The 16,179-nt window shown below is 67.6% G+C and carries 18 protein-coding genes; 7 read left to right on the top strand and 11 right to left on the bottom strand.

The annotated features are described in order from the left end of the window. The first annotated feature begins 71 nt into the window (after positions 1 to 71). The gene (ligD, locus tag AC1RVY_RS09895) at positions 72 to 2,561 is read left to right on the top strand and encodes a DNA ligase D (RefSeq protein WP_492806434.1); all 2,490 of its coding nucleotides are present in this window, start codon (positions 72 to 74) and stop codon (positions 2,559 to 2,561) included. A gap of 134 nt (positions 2,562 to 2,695) precedes the next feature. Here the strand turns inward: ligD and AC1RVY_RS09890 are convergent, their stop codons facing one another. Continuing rightward, entirely contained in the window at positions 2,696 to 3,070 is a 375-nt protein-coding gene (locus tag AC1RVY_RS09890; RefSeq protein WP_492806433.1) for a hypothetical protein, read from the bottom strand. A 276-nt stretch (positions 3,071 to 3,346) separates the two neighbouring features. Between AC1RVY_RS09890 and AC1RVY_RS09885 the strand changes: the two genes are divergently transcribed. After that, positions 3,347 to 3,670, top strand: a complete 324-nt coding sequence (locus AC1RVY_RS09885; RefSeq protein WP_218294276.1) for a hypothetical protein — start codon at positions 3,347 to 3,349, stop codon at positions 3,668 to 3,670. Between the two features lie 47 nt (positions 3,671 to 3,717). Here the strand turns inward: AC1RVY_RS09885 and AC1RVY_RS09880 are convergent, their stop codons facing one another. Then, the gene (locus tag AC1RVY_RS09880) at positions 3,718 to 4,311 is read right to left on the bottom strand and encodes a low affinity iron permease family protein (RefSeq protein WP_492806431.1); all 594 of its coding nucleotides are present in this window, start codon (positions 4,309 to 4,311) and stop codon (positions 3,718 to 3,720) included. Positions 4,312 to 4,721: 410 nt separating this feature from the next. On the opposite strand from AC1RVY_RS09880, the gene AC1RVY_RS09875 reads away from it, so the two are divergent. Together AC1RVY_RS09875 and AC1RVY_RS09870 are read left to right on the top strand one after the other, a co-directional pair. After that, on the top strand, positions 4,722 to 4,904 hold the full coding sequence (locus AC1RVY_RS09875) for a hypothetical protein (RefSeq protein ID WP_218294274.1): 183 nt from the start codon (positions 4,722 to 4,724) through the stop codon (positions 4,902 to 4,904). 157 nt (positions 4,905 to 5,061) lie between these two features. Further along, on the top strand, positions 5,062 to 5,445 hold the full coding sequence (locus AC1RVY_RS09870; protein WP_492806429.1) for a hypothetical protein: 384 nt from the start codon (positions 5,062 to 5,064) through the stop codon (positions 5,443 to 5,445). A 25-nt stretch (positions 5,446 to 5,470) separates the two neighbouring features. Here the strand turns inward: AC1RVY_RS09870 and AC1RVY_RS09865 are convergent, their stop codons facing one another. The 4 genes from AC1RVY_RS09865 to AC1RVY_RS09850 all read right to left on the bottom strand — a co-directional run bounded on the left by AC1RVY_RS09865 (position 5,471) and on the right by AC1RVY_RS09850 (position 8,743). Beyond that, complete coding sequence (locus AC1RVY_RS09865; protein WP_492806428.1) at positions 5,471 to 6,172, bottom strand: hypothetical protein; 702 nt, start codon at positions 6,170 to 6,172, stop codon at positions 5,471 to 5,473. Then, positions 6,169 to 7,212 carry an MlaD family protein gene (locus tag AC1RVY_RS09860; protein ID WP_492806427.1) on the bottom strand — a complete coding sequence of 348 codons (1,044 nt, stop codon included), beginning with the start codon at positions 7,210 to 7,212 and terminating at the stop codon, positions 6,169 to 6,171. Before AC1RVY_RS09860 ends, AC1RVY_RS09865 begins: the two co-directional genes overlap by 4 nt. Positions 7,213 to 7,269: 57 nt before the next feature. Further along, complete coding sequence (locus AC1RVY_RS09855) at positions 7,270 to 8,070, bottom strand: MlaE family ABC transporter permease (RefSeq protein ID WP_218294271.1); 801 nt, start codon at positions 8,068 to 8,070, stop codon at positions 7,270 to 7,272. 202 nt (positions 8,071 to 8,272) lie between these two features. After that, a complete protein-coding gene (locus AC1RVY_RS09850; protein ID WP_492806425.1) occupies positions 8,273 to 8,743 on the bottom strand; it encodes a Cd(II)/Pb(II)-responsive transcriptional regulator in 471 nt (156 codons plus the stop codon). Between the two features lie 79 nt (positions 8,744 to 8,822). Here AC1RVY_RS09850 and AC1RVY_RS09845 point away from each other — a divergent pair, with 79 nt between their 5' ends. Next, positions 8,823 to 9,482 carry a cation efflux transmembrane domain-containing protein gene (locus AC1RVY_RS09845; RefSeq protein WP_218294269.1) on the top strand — a complete coding sequence of 220 codons (660 nt, stop codon included), beginning with the start codon at positions 8,823 to 8,825 and terminating at the stop codon, positions 9,480 to 9,482. Between the two features lie 3 nt (positions 9,483 to 9,485). After that, positions 9,486 to 10,373: a DUF3703 domain-containing protein gene (locus AC1RVY_RS09840; protein ID WP_492806423.1), complete on the top strand. Its 888-nt coding sequence runs from the start codon at positions 9,486 to 9,488 to the stop codon at positions 10,371 to 10,373. A 3-nt stretch (positions 10,374 to 10,376) separates the two neighbouring features. Here AC1RVY_RS09840 and AC1RVY_RS09835 read toward each other — a convergent pair whose 3' ends face one another. Continuing rightward, the gene (locus AC1RVY_RS09835; RefSeq protein WP_218294267.1) at positions 10,377 to 10,823 is read right to left on the bottom strand and encodes a response regulator; all 447 of its coding nucleotides are present in this window, start codon (positions 10,821 to 10,823) and stop codon (positions 10,377 to 10,379) included. A gap of 127 nt (positions 10,824 to 10,950) precedes the next feature. Between AC1RVY_RS09835 and AC1RVY_RS09830 the strand changes: the two genes are divergently transcribed. Then, positions 10,951 to 11,226: a hypothetical protein gene (locus AC1RVY_RS09830; RefSeq protein WP_218294266.1), complete on the top strand. Its 276-nt coding sequence runs from the start codon at positions 10,951 to 10,953 to the stop codon at positions 11,224 to 11,226. A gap of 90 nt (positions 11,227 to 11,316) precedes the next feature. Here AC1RVY_RS09830 and AC1RVY_RS09825 read toward each other — a convergent pair whose 3' ends face one another. Genes AC1RVY_RS09825 through AC1RVY_RS09810 form a run of 4 tightly spaced genes read right to left on the bottom strand, consistent with a single transcriptional unit; the run spans position 11,317 to position 16,007 of the window. Beyond that, on the bottom strand, positions 11,317 to 11,910 hold the full coding sequence (locus AC1RVY_RS09825) for a DUF2894 domain-containing protein (protein WP_492806421.1): 594 nt from the start codon (positions 11,908 to 11,910) through the stop codon (positions 11,317 to 11,319). Then, a complete protein-coding gene (locus AC1RVY_RS09820) occupies positions 11,903 to 12,562 on the bottom strand; it encodes an OmpA family protein (protein ID WP_218294264.1) in 660 nt (219 codons plus the stop codon). The genes AC1RVY_RS09825 and AC1RVY_RS09820 overlap by 8 nt, the downstream gene beginning before the upstream one ends. Further along, positions 12,559 to 15,240 carry a DUF802 domain-containing protein gene (locus AC1RVY_RS09815; protein ID WP_492806420.1) on the bottom strand — a complete coding sequence of 894 codons (2,682 nt, stop codon included), beginning with the start codon at positions 15,238 to 15,240 and terminating at the stop codon, positions 12,559 to 12,561. The genes AC1RVY_RS09820 and AC1RVY_RS09815 overlap by 4 nt, the downstream gene beginning before the upstream one ends. Then, positions 15,237 to 16,007: a DUF3348 family protein gene (locus tag AC1RVY_RS09810; RefSeq protein ID WP_492806418.1), complete on the bottom strand. Its 771-nt coding sequence runs from the start codon at positions 16,005 to 16,007 to the stop codon at positions 15,237 to 15,239. The genes AC1RVY_RS09815 and AC1RVY_RS09810 overlap by 4 nt, the downstream gene beginning before the upstream one ends. Positions 16,008 to 16,179 lie beyond the last annotated feature (172 nt).

The raw sequence follows: 16,179 nt of genomic DNA, 5'->3' as shown, positions 1-16,179 counted from the left end.
CTGCCATGGCACCCCCAAGGCAACGCGCCCACCCCGGACGCCGTTCTGCGGCATAGTCGCCTCGAGCCACCATGAAGGAGCCCTTGGCCCAGTACAGGAAGAAGCGCAACTTTGCGCTGACGCCGGAGCCCGCGGAAGGCGGTGTGCCGGGCGGCGATGCCCTGCAGTATGTGATCCAGAAGCACTGGGCCAGCCGCCTGCACTATGACTTGCGGCTTGAACTGGACGGCACGATGAAGAGCTGGGCCGTGCCCAAAGGGCCGAGCTACGATCCGGCCGACAAGCGCATGGCCGTGCAGGTGGAAGACCATCCCATCGCCTACAACCGCTTCGAAGGCCAGATTCCGGCAAAGCAGTATGGTGCCGGCCGGGTCATCATCTGGGATCGCGGCTACTGGGTGCCGGTCGGGGATCCCCGCGAGGGCTACCGCAAGGGGAAATTGAAGTTCGAGCTTCACGGGCACAAGCTTCAGGGCCATTGGACGCTGGTGCGCATGCACGGCCGCGCAGGCGAAAAGCAGCCCCCCTGGCTGCTCATCAAGGAACACGACGGGCTGGAACGCCCCGGCCACGAGTTCAGCGTGGTGGATGAAATGCCCGACAGCGTCGCGGCGGCGCCCGCGGTCTCCGCGCCCCGAAAGGCCCCGGCAAGGCCCGGCGGCGTGGCGCCGTCCGCCAAGCGCCAGGCGAGCGCGATGACGGCGCCCAGAGCGCCGCTCCCGGAGACGCTGTCGCCCCAGCTCGCCACGTTGGTGGACGGTCCACCCCATGACACCACGGGCTGGATCTGGGAGCTGAAGTTCGACGGCTACCGCCTCCTGGTCCGCGTGGAACGAGGCAAGGCGCGGCTGTTCACCCGCAACGGCAATGACTGGACGGCCAGGATGCCGGACCTGGCGGCGGCCATCGCCAGGCTTGCGTTGAAGTCCGGCTGGATCGACGGTGAAGTGCTCATGCTCGATGCCCATGGCGTCCCAGACTTTCAGGCGCTGCAAAATGCATTCGATGGCCAGTCCACGCAAGCACTGGTTTTCTATGTGTTCGACTTGCCCTACGCGGATGGCCATGACCTTCGTGCGCTTCCTCTCGTGGAGCGGCGGGAGCATCTTCGCAAGGTCGTGGAAGGGGCACCCACCGACCGGGTGCGCTTCAGCGAGGCCTTTGAAGCGCGGCCGGCCGACCTGGTTTCCTCGGCCTGCAAGCTGGGCTTTGAAGGGGTCATCGGAAAACTCAAGGCGGGCGGGTACGCTTCTCGGCGCAGCGCGGAGTGGATCAAGCTCAAGTGCACCCACCGCCAGGAATTCGTGATCGGCGGCTACACCGACCCGCAGGGATCTCGCACGGGGATTGGGTCCTTGCTGCTCGGTGTCCAAGACGACACCGGCGCACTGCGCTATGCGGGCAATGTGGGTACGGGGTTCAGTGAACGCGTCCTGGCCGATCTGAGCCGAAGGCTCCGTGCGCTGCGCACCAGCGCGAGCCCGTTCGCCAATCCGCGCGCCATCGGGAAAAAAGCCCACTGGGTCGAGCCGAAGCTCCTCGCCGAAGTCTCGTTTGGAGAATGGACAAAGGAAGGCAGAATCCGGCACTCCGTGTTTCATGGCCTGCGCGATGACAAGCCGCCCCAGGCCATTGTCCAGGAAAGGCCGAAGCAGTGGGCGAAACACCCGGCCACCGCCGGCTCCGGGATCGGTTCGTTGCGCGTATCGCATCCCGAGCGGGTCATTGACCCATCCACCGGCACCACGAAGATCGACCTCATCCGCTACTACGCCACCGTGGCGCCGCTGCTGATGCCCCACCTGGAAGGCCGCCCGGTTTCCCTCGTCCGAGCACCAGACGGGGTGAGCGGTGAACTGTTCTTTCAGAAGCACCTGGAGACTGGCCGCATGGAGGGCGTGCGGCAGCTCGCGGAGAGCCTTTTTCCCGGGCACCCTGCTCTGCTTGAAATCGCGGGCCCGCAAGGGCTGCTGTCGGCCGCGCAGATGAACACGGTCGAGTTGCATACATGGAATGCCCGCAAGGACAGGATAGGGCGACCGGACCGGATGACCTTTGACCTGGACCCCGGCGAGGGAGTGCCCTGGACCTACGTGCAGGAAGCAGCGACCTTGGTGCGCCTGATGCTCACCGAACTGGGCCTGCCCGCCTTTCTCAAGACCAGCGGAGGCAAAGGCCTGCACATCGTCGTGCCGATCAAGCGGCTTCATGACTGGGAAACGGTCAAGGGATTCAGCCAGGCGGTGGTGCGGCATCTGGCACAGACGATTCCACAGCGGTTCGTGGCCAAGAGCGGGCCCAAAAACCGCGTGGGAAAGGTTTTCGTGGACTACCTTCGCAATGGTTTCGGAGCGACGACAGCAAGCGCCTGGACGGCCCGCGCACGCCCCGGGATGGGCATATCGGTCCCGGTATCGTGGCCGGAACTGGACATGCTGGGCAGCGGTGCGCACTGGAATATCCAGAACGTAGGTCCACGTTTGCCCGTGGGCAATGGCGCCTGGGAGGGCTATGGGCAGGCTGCGGTGTCGATATCCAGCGCCCTGAAAGCGCTGGACTGAAGCCGCGCCACCCTAAAACTCCATTCGACGAAGACACGCCGCTTCAAAAAGACACGCCGCTTCAAAAAGACACGCCGCTTCAAAAATCGATGAAAACTCCGCCAGGAACGTCATCGACCGCCCCTGCTTTCGCCTCACGCATCTCTGCGATTGATATAGAAGACGCCGTCCTGTCCCTCGTCCACCTCGAGCTCCATGGGGCTCTTTCCGGTGGCGGCAAACAAGGACCAGGCCGTGTCCGCGATGGCGCCATGGTGGGCCATCACAAGCCCCAGCAGCTTTGCGACATCTTCCTTTGCATGGTGCCGCGGCCAGACCACGTCGACGGCGATGCTCTCCTTGCCATCACTGCAGCTGAAATTGATTTTTGCGTTGACCCCATGCGGGGAATGCGCCTCATCAGGATTTCGGCCCACCATGGCCCTTACCACGTCCAGCGCGGCGCCCGGATCCTCCTCCCCGGCAATGGATTCCCGGACATGCGCTTGATTCAACAGGTCATTTTGCATTTCAACCTCGCATTCTCATCGCCAAGGGGCCCGTTTCTCGGTGCTGTCTCCAGCGCTGGCAATCGCCCCACGGGCCCGTCATGCAAGCATTCATTGAATGCCCCGCGTTCGTGCGCGGATGTCAGTCATATGCCTGCCCGCCAGTCGGACACGTGGTCGTGGCAACACAACCGAAATTGCAACAAATTGCAGAATTTGTTTCAAAAAGTGCGATCTGTTGTCATGAGAATCTGCTCTATTCACAATAAGTCACTCCACCCCCCTATGGAGTGCAACATGCCCATGGAGCTACTGTTCGCCCTTGCACAGACCGAGTTGCCCAAGACCGTCGAGAAGCCTTGCGACGTGGACAAGCTTCGGGTGCTGGCGGCCGCGCAGCTTGTTGACGTGCGGCTCCCGGATGTGGGGGCCCGCGACCAGGTGGCGGAGGTCTTCGGCATTTCCCAGCAAGGTCGCGCGGCATTGGCAAAAGCCTATCCCCACCACGCCTTCAGGTTCACCTCCACCTTGTCTTCCGGCTCCATCATTCCCGACTGGCTGCCCTCGCTGGACAGCTGCCGCATGGAACGCGATGCGACACGGACGACATTGGATTCCTAGCACCTGCGGACGTTTTCAAGGGGGGCGTGCAGGATCCACGACCCCATTCACAAAGCCCCTTCCCGCCCACTGCAGCCTGCGCCGAGAACCGCAACGGCCTGGCGCGCATGGGCGGGGCGATGCGCGTCCATGGCCGAAGCGGACATGCCTTCTTCGTCAATGGAGTGCGCGCACTTGTCCCTGCCGGCCTGTCTGGCCCGTTCGGCCAAGCGCACATAGAAGCTCGCGACCTCGCGCAGGTCCTGTTCGTCCAGGTCCTCGATGCCGATCATGCGGTTGCTCGCATGCCGATTGGCCGCCAGCAGCTCATTGAGCTTGAGGTGAATGGCCACGCTGTCCTTGTTCTGGCTTTGCTGGATGAGAAACACCATCAGGAACGTCACGATGGTGGTTCCCGTGTTGATGACCAGTTGCCAGTTCTCTGAAAAGTGAAAGATCGGCCCGGTGACGGCCCAGGCCAGCACCATGAGGAGCGCGGCGCAGAACATGCCGGGAGATCCGGCCCACCGCGTGACATGCGATGCGAAATGGTCAAAGGCCGCCTGCACGGAGGTACGGGTGGCGTAAGACGGGCTGCTGGTCGAAGGCATGGCACCCATCGCATCCGTGCCCTCGCCCTGCTGCAGTAGTGGTTCTTTCATGGGTACTTCCTTTCTCGCTGACTGGTCAAGGGCCGGAGGGCTGCCGCCGCCGATCCGCAGCGCACGGCCTGCAAGCAGCCAAGGGAAAAGCCCGGTCGCGCCAGCCCTCGCCTGAAGGGCCCTGCCGGGCTGCGGTGATTGTGGGAGTGCCTTGCCCGGCCGGCAGGTCGGAAGCCTTGCCCATCCGCCATGGGCCGGGTCCTACAGATTCACCCCTGCGAGCACCCGGACACCCGGGGGCTCTTCATCCCAGCAATTGCAACCAAAGGCAACAGCGTCCAGCCAGCGCCCGGTATCGCAGTTGTCTGACAGACGCACACCGGTTGCTTTGCTGAAATCTCCGCTATCAGCCATTGAGGCTGGCCCGGGATGTCATTGCGACTCCCACCTTTTTTGACAAAGGAACCATCATGAAACGCCACCCTTTGCCCCCCGGAGCCCGCGCACTGGCAGCGTTTGCCGGTACGGTCGTGCTTGCGGTACTTGCAGCGGCATCCTTGTTGATGCCCGATGTGGCGGTGCAGTCGGTGGACTCCATGTCGCTCTTGCCCCATGGGCTGGACCAACTCCTGCCCACGAGCCTGTTCCAGTAGCGGACTGCCGGCACTGGGTTGCCAGGGCACGTAGATTGCCCACATCCGTTGCGCGCTTCTGCACTTTTTTGACAAAGTAGAAAAAATCATAGCATCGGAGTACCATCTGGCGCTGCACAACGGCATTTCCGTTGTCATTCAAGAATGGAGGACGATCGTGACCACACGTTTTCGAATCTCTGCAGGCCTGAATTCCTCTTCCTCTCACACCATCGCATGGCGTTGGTCCGTCCTGGCGCTGATCGCGGGCCTCCTGGGCTGCACGAGCCCGCGCGACAGCTCCCTCGAAGAGTTCGCCCGCTGGCATGATGGCGCCCGCGCCCAGGCCCAGGCGGGGACGCTGAGCTGGAGCGAACTCTACAAACAGAGCTTCGACCGCCTGACGGCCCTGCCCCCTTCATTGCAGCAAGACACACGGCTGGAGAACACCGTGCTTCTGCTTTCCACGGCGCGCAAATACGAGGCGAATGAAATCAGCGCCCAGCAGTTTGCCTCGGAGCGGGACCACATCGAAACACAGCTGCAGGCCCGGTTGCGCTGAGAATCGCCCCTGGAGTCCCCGCCCGCTAGCGCAAGCCTGCGGCGCCCTGCTCCACGATGGCAATGCGCCGCCGCAGCGCCGATGCCGACTCCGCGTCTCCTGCAGCGTCAGCGCGCTGCGCCTGCAGCGTCAACCAGGCCATCAAAGGCCGCCGCCAGCCCTGTGTGGACGCGGCATCGATGGCGTTGCCAATCACGGCCGGGCTGGCACGCCCTGCCTGAAACAGCACCCCGGCCGCCACCAGGCGCGAGAGCGGATCCTCGATGGCGGACAAGTCCGCCCCATCCCCCGACACGGCCACCTTGCGCTGCGCTTCGGGCAGCAGGCTTGCCCCTTGCGGCGGCACGCTGCCGCCCAGGTAGTCGGCATAGGCGCGCTCCGGCGCCGCCGCATCCGCGCGCAATGGCTCAAAGCGTTCACAGGGGCCAGCCACCAGGCTGGCGACCTGCGCCGCGCAACGCATGAGCTCCAGGCGGGCCAGCAGATCCGGGCGGCCCGTGCGGGCGACCTCCGCGCGGGCGCGGTCCCACTCCAGCCTGTCGACACGGTCATTGCCTGACAGATAGGCTTCCAGCGCCTTTTGCGCGGAGGCCTGGGCGTTCATCTGCCAGTCGGGCACCCGGGGCTTGCCGGAGCAGGCGGACAGCAGCAGCGCCGCCGCCAGGAGCGCGGCATGGGTCAGGTGCCGCCGCAGCACAGCAGGGGGCGTGGGGATAAGACGCTTCATGGCAGCTTGAGCTCCGTGTCCCGCGCGAAAGGCCATTTGCGGTTGATCTCATTGACCAGGCTCTCCACCTTGCGCAGGTTGCTTTCCACCTCGGCGCGCAATGCGCCCAGGTCGGTCGTGGCTTCCCGCGCATTGGCACCGATGGCCTGCGCCTCCACCAGCACCGCGTCCACCTTCTGCAGGCTCGCGCGGGTGTCGGCCAGCAGGCCCCCCAGCTGGGCCACCGTGGCCCGCACTTCGGGCACCAGCGCGTCCTTGCTGCCATCGGCCCCAAACACCTGTTTATCGGCACGTGCCGCCATGCCATCCAGGCGCGCGAGCAGTGCGTTGGTGCGTTCCAGCGTGGCCACGATCTTCTTCGCATCGGCCTCGTTGCCCATCAGCACGCCCAGCACGCCCCCCGGGCCGTTGATGCGGTCGGTCAGCGCCCGCACGTTGGCCAGGCTGCCGCCCAGGGCCGCGTCCTGCGCGGTGAGGGCATTGAGGTTGGACAGCAGTTCGCGGGCCGAGGCCATGAGCTGCGGAATCTCGGCGGTGGCATCACCGCGCAGCACGGGGCGCACGGAGCCGTCCGGCAGGAGCTTGTCATTCAGCATGCCCGTGTAGGCACGGATGTTGGTGCCCCCCACGATGCCCCGCACCAGTGTGAACACGCTGGATTCGCGCAGCCAGTGGGCGTCCTTGCGCGGCACGTCCACGATGATGCGGGCGTTGCCGGTTTCGGCCAGTTCGATGCGGCGCACGCGGCCAATGGGGAAACCGGAGAAGGTCATGTCCATGCCCACCACCACGCCTTCGGAGTCGTCGGCGGTCAGCACCAGGGTCTGCGTGGGCTCGAACGCACCGCGCGCGTACAGCAGGTACAGGCCCGATCCCACGATGAGCGCCAGCGTGAACAGCAGCAGCGCCGCCGCCTTGAGCTCCAGGTAGGCTACCGGGCGCAAGGTTTCCACCGGCGGCACCTCGGCGGGCGCAGGTGCCGGCGCTGGCGCGGGCCCGGGGGGCGGTGTGGGGCGGTGGTGGGGGTTCTCGTCGTTCATGGATGCCGGGCGTGGGTCGCGGGGTGTAAGGGTCTGGCGGATGTCGGCAGGCTGGAGTCAGTAGTAGTTGCCCATGAGCGAGGCGACCTCGATCAGCAGCAGGACGGCGAACATGCGGGCCAAGCCCCCCAGCTCCGAATCGGGCTGGGTGCGGTCGCCAGTGTCGTACAGGCCCGCAGCCATGGGAATGAGCGCCACGGCCAGGCTGAAGAACACCGTCTTGAGCACGAACACCATCGTCACGCTGGGCGTGAACACCTGGCCGAACATGCGCGTGTAGCTGGGCGCCCCCGCCAAGTTGAAACCATACACCCCCAGATAGGCCAACACCAGTGCCACCACGCAGCTGAGCGCGGCGAGCGTGATGCACGCGAATACGCCCGCGATCACCCGCGGCAGAAGCTCGATGCGCACCGGGTCCGAGCCCTGGGCGCGCAGCGCGTCGAACCGGCCGTTCTGCCGCAGGCGGGTGATCTGCGTGCCGTTGGGAATGGTGCAGCGCATCGCCACGAACAGCGCGGCCGTGAGCGGGATCAGCTCGAGCACCAGCACGCGGATCACCATCTCCAGCGCATAGCGCGAAAGGCCATAGCTGAGCGCCGTGACCACGACGATGCGCGTCAGCACCAGGCTGATCAGCGCCGCCAGCACCGTGAACCCCAGCAGCACGGGTGCCGTATCGAGGTACAGATGGCGCGCCAGCGCCCTGCGCGTGCCCTTGCCGTAACTGGACGGAGACAGCACCAGCACGAGCACGACGGCGCCCAGGTACAGGATGCGCCACCACGCGACCGCCCAGCGCCGCGCGGTGTTCCACACGCGTTCGGGCAGGGAGAGGCCGGGCAAGCGCGAAATCATGGCCGGATCATAGCGGCGTGACCCGGGCCCGCACCGGCCACGAGCCGCCAGGGCCATTGCGAGTGTTTTTGGCCTCCAGCGCTTCATTCATAAGCGCTAAAAGCTATCATTTCAGGAGCAATAGGCTGCACGGAGGAAACAGCTCTTCACATCCTCGCGGCCACCTGGCATGGCCGTGCCGCCGGCGGGCCGCCCGGCTGGCCTACACATGGCGCTTTCCCACGCCGGCCGAGGCAGCCACGGCAGACTGCTCATCGGCGCGCGCATGCAGGGCCTCGATGATGTGGCAGTGCGTGTCCGACCCGTCGCAGCGGTTGCGCAGCGCGAGCAGGTCGGCCTCCAGCGTGAGCAGTTCCGCCAGGCGGCCACGCACATGCTGAAGGTGCTCATCCAGCGTGTCGCGCGCGGCTTCGCAGTCCTGCTTGCGGGTCCAGTCCAGCGCCAGCAGGGTGCGCACCTCGTCCAGCGACATGTCCATCGCGCGGCACAGGCGGATGAAGCGCAGGCGGTGCACATCGTCCGCGTTGTACAGGCGATAGCTGTTGTCCTCCCGGACACCGGGCGCGAGCAGCCCTTCCTTTTCGTAGTAGCGGATGTTCGCGGCGGACACGCCCGATTGCCGGGCTGCCTCGCCGATGCGGTACTGGGGGGTTTGTGCAACCGGCTGTGCCATCGCTTGACCTTCAAGTGACTTCAAGGTTTCCAATGATGCCATCACATTGAAAACCCTCCCGGGAGAAAGAAGAACCGCCATGTCCGCACATTGCCATCACCATTCCAACGACGGCCACGACCACGGTGCCCCCACCAGCGCGGACCCGCGCTACCGCCGCATCCTCTGGGTGGCGCTCATCGTCAATGCCGCGATGTTCCTGCTCGAAATCGGAGCGGGCCTGCAGTCCGGTTCGGCATCGCTGCTGGCCGACGCCATCGACTTCCTGGGCGATGCGGCCAACTACGCCCTCTCGCTGTGGGTGCTGGCCATGGCCCTGGCATGGCGCGCACGCGCCGCGCTGGTCAAGGGGGCCAGCATGCTGGTGTTCGGCCTCGTGGTGGTGGGACGCGTGGCCTGGGGCGCCTGGCAGGGAATTGCGCCCGAACCCCTGACGATGGGCAGCGTGGGCTTGCTGGCCCTGGCCGCGAACCTGGGCGTGGCGGTGCTGCTGTACGCCTACCGCGAAGGCGATGCCAACATGCGCAGCGTGTGGCTGTGCACGCGCAATGACGTGCTGGGCAACCTCGCGGTGATGGGCGCGGCGCTGGGGGTGTTCGGCACGGGCACGGCCTGGCCGGACCTGGCGGTGGCTGCCGTCATGGCATGGCTGGCCATCACCGGGGGCTGGAGCGTGATCCGCCAGGCACGCCAGGAACTGGCGGGTGGTGCTGCCCGCCCGCAGCCGCAAGGGCACTGAGCCATGCGCGTGCACCTGTCCACCCGCTTGAACGCGCCGCCCGAGTGGGTGGCCACGCAGCTGCAAAGCACCGCCGTCTTTCGCCACATCACCGCGCCCCTCATGCGGTTCCGGCCCGTGCAAGGCGCGCGATGGCCCGCGCACTGGGAACAGGGCGAGTTCGCGCTGGACATGCGGCTGCTGGGCGTGCTGCCCATGGGCCCCCAGACCGTGCGCATTTCCATCGAGCCGCCACCGCAGGCAGGCGGCTGGCCCACGCTGCGCGACAACGGCGACGGCCTGCTCATGCGCCGCTGGGACCACCGCATCACGCTCGAGCCCCTGCCGGACGGCACGACCCTGTACACCGACGACGTGAAGGTCGTGGCCCGCCACCTGCCCTGGCTGATGACGCCGTTGAGCACGGCATTCGCCCAGGTGTTCTACCGGCATCGCCAGCGCCGCTGGCGCAAGCTGGCGGAACAGCACGCGAGGCTGCGGGCGGCAGAACATGCAGCGCCCTCCTGTGCGCAACACAAACGCCGATCGTTCGAGCATCTGCTCGCCGGTTTTGCGGGCCAGCCGGAGGCCCCCCCGGCGGTGCGCTGGCGGTGGTTGGAGGCAGCGCATGTGCTGGGCCAGGCTTCCCTGCCCCTGCACTGGAGATCGCACTGCGCGATGCTGCGCTACGCGCTGCAGCTGCGGGATTCGCACGAGGCCGCCGGCCAGATGGCGCGGCTCGCGCTGGTACCACTGGGCCACCTGCTGGCCCGCCTGCCCGCCGGGAACATCGGACGCGCGCACGTCAGCGCCTTCCGGCCCATGGCACCGGACCCCGCAGTGGCTGCGCTCATCGAACGGGCGCTGGAGGATGGCACAGTCAGCGATCCCGGCCCGGCCCCCGGTAGCTGAGGGCTACCGGCGATCCGCTGCGGCGGAACTGCCGGTGCCTGCGCGGCGCGGCAGCTCGCTGCAACGCTCGAAAAAGGCGTCCAGCTCGGTGGACTTGTCGAACACCCCATCGGCGCCCAACTCCTCGCACCGGCGGCGCATGTCCGCCGTCGCATAGTTGGACAACACGTAGACATGCTGTCCGGGCCTGCCCTGCCGTGCGCCAGGCGTTGCGCGCAGCCGATCCCCGCGCTGCAGGGCCTGCAGCACCTCTATCCCGGAGCCTTCGCGCAGGAACAGGTCCACCACCATCAGCTGCCAGTCTTCCCGCCAGTGCGCGACGGCCTCCGTGGCGTCGCTGGCGGTTTCGGCGATGGCGAGGACGCGCGCGTCCGCCAGTTCCTCCAGCGCGGGCACCAGAGTTTCCTGGATGGTTTTGCTGTCTTCGACAAGGATGGTGTTGAGGGGCATCTGGGAGCTGCGTTTTCTGTTGTGATGCTGCCTACAATGTCGCCTGATCCGACCTCCCGGCCTGTAGGCGATGGCGCCGCGTCCCCGATGGCAGAAGTTGATTCTTCATACTCAGCGAGACTTACCTATGCCCAGCGCAACGAAGCAGCCCCAGCCCTCCGAGATCGATGAGGTACTGAACCGCAACCTGGAAACGGCCGAGCAGATCAAGGCCACGGCCAACGAGCTCGATGTCGTGCACGCGGTGCTCACGACACAAATTCCCACCGACGCCCTGCAAGGCGACCTGCAGGCGGCGGTGGAGCGCACGGATCAGCTCGAGCAGCAATTGAGCGACACCGCCGAGGCACTCGACCAGTCCAACGCGCTGCTGCAACGCCACATCGCGGCCAAGCCCCAGTGAGGGGCATGGCCGCAGGCCAGGCAACCCTGGGGCGGCCTGTGCGGCGCCTGGCCCGCCCTGGGCAGGCCCGCCGGATTCGACAGGGACTTCTTATGCCCTGGGCCGGCTTCGCCCCCCGCGGGCTGCTGGGCCCAGGTTTCTCGGGCGTGCTGCATTCGCCTGTTCCAGCCACAGGAGCGAGTCCATCTGCGACAGGAAGCGCCGCAGGTAGTCGGGCGAGAGGCCCCGCATCAGGCAGAGCGACCGCAGCATGAGCTTGTGCGGGTTGAGCGGCCCCGCGTTCTCCGGTCCACGGTCCAGCGCCTGCACCACCTGCTGCTCTGCGGCAATGCGGGACCACACCTCGCCGAACTGGCGCACGCTCTTCATGTCCGACGCGCCGGCACCGCCTTCGATGCGCACCCGTTCCGCATCGGCCTGCGCCCGTGCATCCAGGTCGCGGTTGAGCCGGGCCAGGGGTGATGCCGCCGGTGGCTCGACCGCGCCGGGGGCCGGCCCGCCGGCCGCGCGGGCTCCGTCCGCATAGGCCCCAACGGCCCGCCGCAGCCGCTGTTCCAGTATCTGCTGCACCGCGGGGGGCTGTGCGGGCAGGCGCGCGGCCAGCACCTCCAGGTAGCGGTAGCGCACGGGGTCGTGGCGGTCCGCACCCTCGGCGCGCAGGGATTCGAGCGTGGGTTCACTCATGCCGCGCAGGCTTTGCACCCGATGCCTTGGGCACGGGAGCCATTTCCACGCGGCGGTTCTGCGCGCGGCCTTTTTCATCCGCGTTGGAGGCCACCGGCTGCTCCGCGCCGAACGCTGCGGCGAACACCTGCGACGACGGCATGCCTTCGTCGATCAGCGCCCGCGCGACCGTCAGCGCCCGCTGGGCGGACAGCTCGAGGTTGTCGGCAAAGCGCTGCTGGCTGCCGCGCAGCAGTGTGGTGTTGTCGGTGAACCCGCTCACCATCAGCATCTCGTCGCGTTCGCGCAGGTACACCTGCAGGGGCTGCACGAGGCTTCTGAGAAGCTGGCGGCCTTCGGGCCGCAACTCGTCGGAGCCCGTGGCGAACAGCACGCTGCCGCTGATCCCGATGCGGCCGTCATTCACCGTCACACGGCCGCTGGCCAAGGGGATGGCCAGCGCCTTCTCCAGGGCCATGCGGCGCTGTTCTTCCTGCTGGCGCTTTTCCACCTCCTGCCTGAGGCTGGCCACCAGATCGATCTGCACCACCAGCACGCCCACCAGGATCAGCACGAAGGCGCCCAGCAGGCCGGCCATGAGATCGCCGAACACGGCCCATACCGGCGCGGTCTGCTCGGTCCCCTCGTCGAGGGCGTCGTCCAGGCCCATCATCCGGCCACCTCCGGTTCGGCAGCGGCCACCGCCCTGCCCTTGAGCCGGCGCAGGTCTTCCACAATGCCCTGCTGCGACGCGATGCTCAGGTCGATCACTTCGCGTGCCTGCGCCACGTAGTAGGCCAGTTGCTCGTCACTGCGCGACAGGGACTGGCCGATGGCGCCTTCGATGCGCTGCAGGCTGTCCATGAGCTTTTCGTTGCTGGCGGTGAACAGCCCCACGCCGTGGCCAAAGGCCTCGCCCAGGCTCGACAGCTCCACCGCGCTGGCGGCCACATGGGTGGCCGCTTCGTCCGCCTTGCCGACCTGGATGTCCAGCGCCTGTGCAAATTGCGATGCCGCCTGCTCCAGCACCGAAGCGGCCGTGCCCACCAGGGATTCGATGGCACCGCGCTGCTCTACAGCGGCCTCGTTGACGGACTGGAGCAGCGTACCCAGCTGCTCCATCATGGCCGTGCGCTCGGCCAGCGCCAAGTTGTCGCGCTCGCTCAGCTGCGTCATCTCATGGCGCAGCTGGGCGATGACCTCCGCAGCCGCCTGCGGCACGTCGGACGCCGTCTGCAGCAGGCGCGTGAGCGGTGCTTCCAGCGCCGACCCCAGCGTGGCCAGGTGCTGGGCCACGGCCTCCTGCAAGGCCTCCAGGCGGTCGACCGCCGCACGCCCGCGCTCAGCCTCGGCATCGCGCAGCGCTGCCAGCTCGGTGCGCCACACGCCTGCCAGCGCATCCATGCGGTCGCCCTGCGCCTGCAGCCACTGGGCCTCCGCGTCGGTGCGGGTGCGCAGCAACGCTTCGGACTGGTCCATCAGGCGCGCGGTGCCGTCCAGGGTCTTGGCCACCTGCTCGCCCATGCGGCCGGTGAGCCCGGTCACCGCGGTCTCGAGGGCATCGCACACGGCCTGCTGGCGCTCCAGCGTCTGGGTGCTCACGCGTTGCCATTCGGCCGTCAGCGATTGCGCAATACCCTCCATGGACGCGTTCCAGCCGGCCAGGCGCGCCTGGTCGGCCGACATCTGGGCCGTGTGGGACTGCGCCACCGTGTCCTGCAACGACGACAGCAGCGCGCTGGAGCGCTGGTCGAACGATTGCGTGGCCGATTGCAGCAACTCGCCCAGCTGCGCGCCAGCACCTGCGAGCGCCTGCGCCACGCCCTGCTGCTGGGCTGCGGCCTGCTCGCCCGCGCGCTCCCATTGGGCGGCGAGTGAGCGGGCCGTGTCTTCCATCGATGCGCGCCAGCCGGCGATGCGCTGCTCGTCGGCCGCTGCCTGGGCCGCGTGGGTGTGCGCCACCGTGTCCTGCAGCGACGCGACCAGGGCCGTGGAGCGCTGCTCGAAAGCCTGGGTGGCCGCCAGCAGGGACTGGTCCAGGCGCGCCGTGGCGCCCTCCAGCGCGTCGCGCATGCCCTGCTGCTGCTCCACGGCGCGTGTGCCCGCCCGCTCCCACTGCGCCGCCAGCGTCTGGCCCATGCCCTCCATCGACCGGGTCCACCCGGCCAGGCGCTGTTCGTCGGCCGCCTTCTGGGCGGCGTGCGACTGCGCCGCCGTGTCCTGCAGGGCCGCGTGCAGCGCCGCGGAGCGTTGCTCGAACGCCTGGGTCACCGACTGCAGCGCCCCATCGAACCCGCCCATCAGGCGGTCCTGCACTTGCGTGTGCTTGTCCAGGGCCGATGTCCAGGTGTCCGAGACCTGGCGGGCCGTGCCCTCCCACTGGGCCGACATCGCCTGCATCTGGGCCGCCGTGGCTTCGGTCAGCCGCTGGTGCGCGCGTTGCGATTCCTGCGCCAGTTCGGCCATGGCCTGCTCGACCACGGGCCGCAGCGTTTCGCCGGCCACGCGGGCGCTGGCGCCCAGGCTGTCGTGCAGCGATGCGCCCACGGCGCCCGCCAGCTGGGTGTAGGCCGACGACGCCTCCCCATGGAAATCCTTCTGCTGCGCCAGCAATTGCGCGGCCAGCTTGTCGTGGCGGCGTTCCAGCCCTTCCACCAGGCCCTGAAGGCGCTCGGCGATCAGCGGCATGGCCTGTGCCTGGGCCTGCAGCGCCTGGAAGGTCTCCTCGCGGCGATGGCTCGCAGAGAACGGGCGGAACAGGGTGGGAATGTGCGCATCGAGCTGCCGCACGGCCACCAGCCGCTCGCGGCGGGCGATCGCGGACATGAGCCCCAGCATGGCCGAAGCCGCCACGCCCGCCACCGAGGTGCCGAACGACAGGCCCAGGCCCTTGATGGGCTCGGCCAGGGCGGCGCGGATGCCCTCCAGGCTGCCCGAGGTCTCCAGGGCAAACACCGCGCCCTTGAAGGTGACCACCATCCCGAGGAAGGTCCCGAGCATGCCCAGCATGACCAGCAGTCCCACCAGATACGGCGTGAGGGCCGGCCCCGGGAGCACGGCACGCTCCCCCTCGATGCGCTGGCGCACCGGGTGGCGCAGCGCGGCGGGCAGGCGGTCGAGCCAGGAGCCCAGGACCACCGGGGGCTGCTGCGCGCCATCCGCCAGCGCCGTGGTCAATGCCACGGTGCCGCGGCGAAACTGCACCAGCTCCAGCGCACCCAGCACATAGACCGCGCCGATCACCACCGTCATCGCCAGTGCCAGCGGGCTCGACCCCACGAATCCCCCACCGACCCATCCCACTGCCGCCAGGCCCAGGGCAAATACGGCGGCCATCACACTCTTGTTCATTCGTGTCGTTCCAAGTTCTCGTTGCGGGCTGCTTCCAGCAGGCCCAGGATCGGTTGCAGCCGCACATGCATCTCGGCCAGAAGCAGCGCCTGCATGTCGCGCTCGAACGCGTGCAGCCACCCGCCGGGCAGGCGCCAGCGCTGCGGGTCATCCGGCAGCCCCTGGGCCGAAAGCCGCTCCTGGTGGGCGCGGCGCAATTGCACCAGGCGCCGGTCCAGGTGCGCGGACAGGGAGGCCCACAGGCGCTGTTCGCGCACAAAGCTCAGTTGTTCCATCACGGCATCGAGTGCCACCAGTTGCCTGAGGCCCCGGGAGCCTTGCGACACCCCGTGGCGCACCTGCGCGCGCAAGCCCAGCAACTTCGCATCCATCTGCTTTTGCAGGCCCAGGTAGCGCGGCGCATGAAAACCGTACTCGGCCTCGGCCTGCGGGTCCGGCGCCTGGGCGCGCGTGTTGTCGGCGCGCTCGCGGGCCGGCTTGGCGGGTGCGGGCTTGGACGACGCGAGCGCCGTCAGCTCTGCCTGGGTGCGCTGAAACAGCGCTTGCAGTGCCTGCAGGTCCGCCCCGTCCGCGCCCGCAACCTCCCCCTGCGGGAAGGCGTCGATGGCATGCAGCGAACGGCTCAGCGTGACGGCGTCCACCGTGCTCAGCCATTGGCCCAGCTCCTGCGCCACGTCGGCGCGCGCGGCCGCACCCGCATCGGCCTGCATCCATTGCTGGAGCAGGACAACCAGTCCTGAGCTGCTGAGTCTGTGGTGCGGATACATGCCTGGAAAACCATTTCACTGCGCTTCTTGCCGCCCTCCCGGGGGGCGGGGGCATCAGGGAACCGGTCCCCAGTGGGCAAAACCAGCTATTTTCGCAGGAACCGCGGGCCGCCCTGCCGCGCCGGGCCCGAGGTTGCAGGTGTTACATCTGGTCCAAGGCAAAAACCTGGCC

The organism is Acidovorax sp. GW821-FHT11A03, from assembly GCF_058809075.1.
Note: the sequence above shows the minus strand (reverse complement) of the source record. Positions and strands in the feature narration are given on the sequence as shown.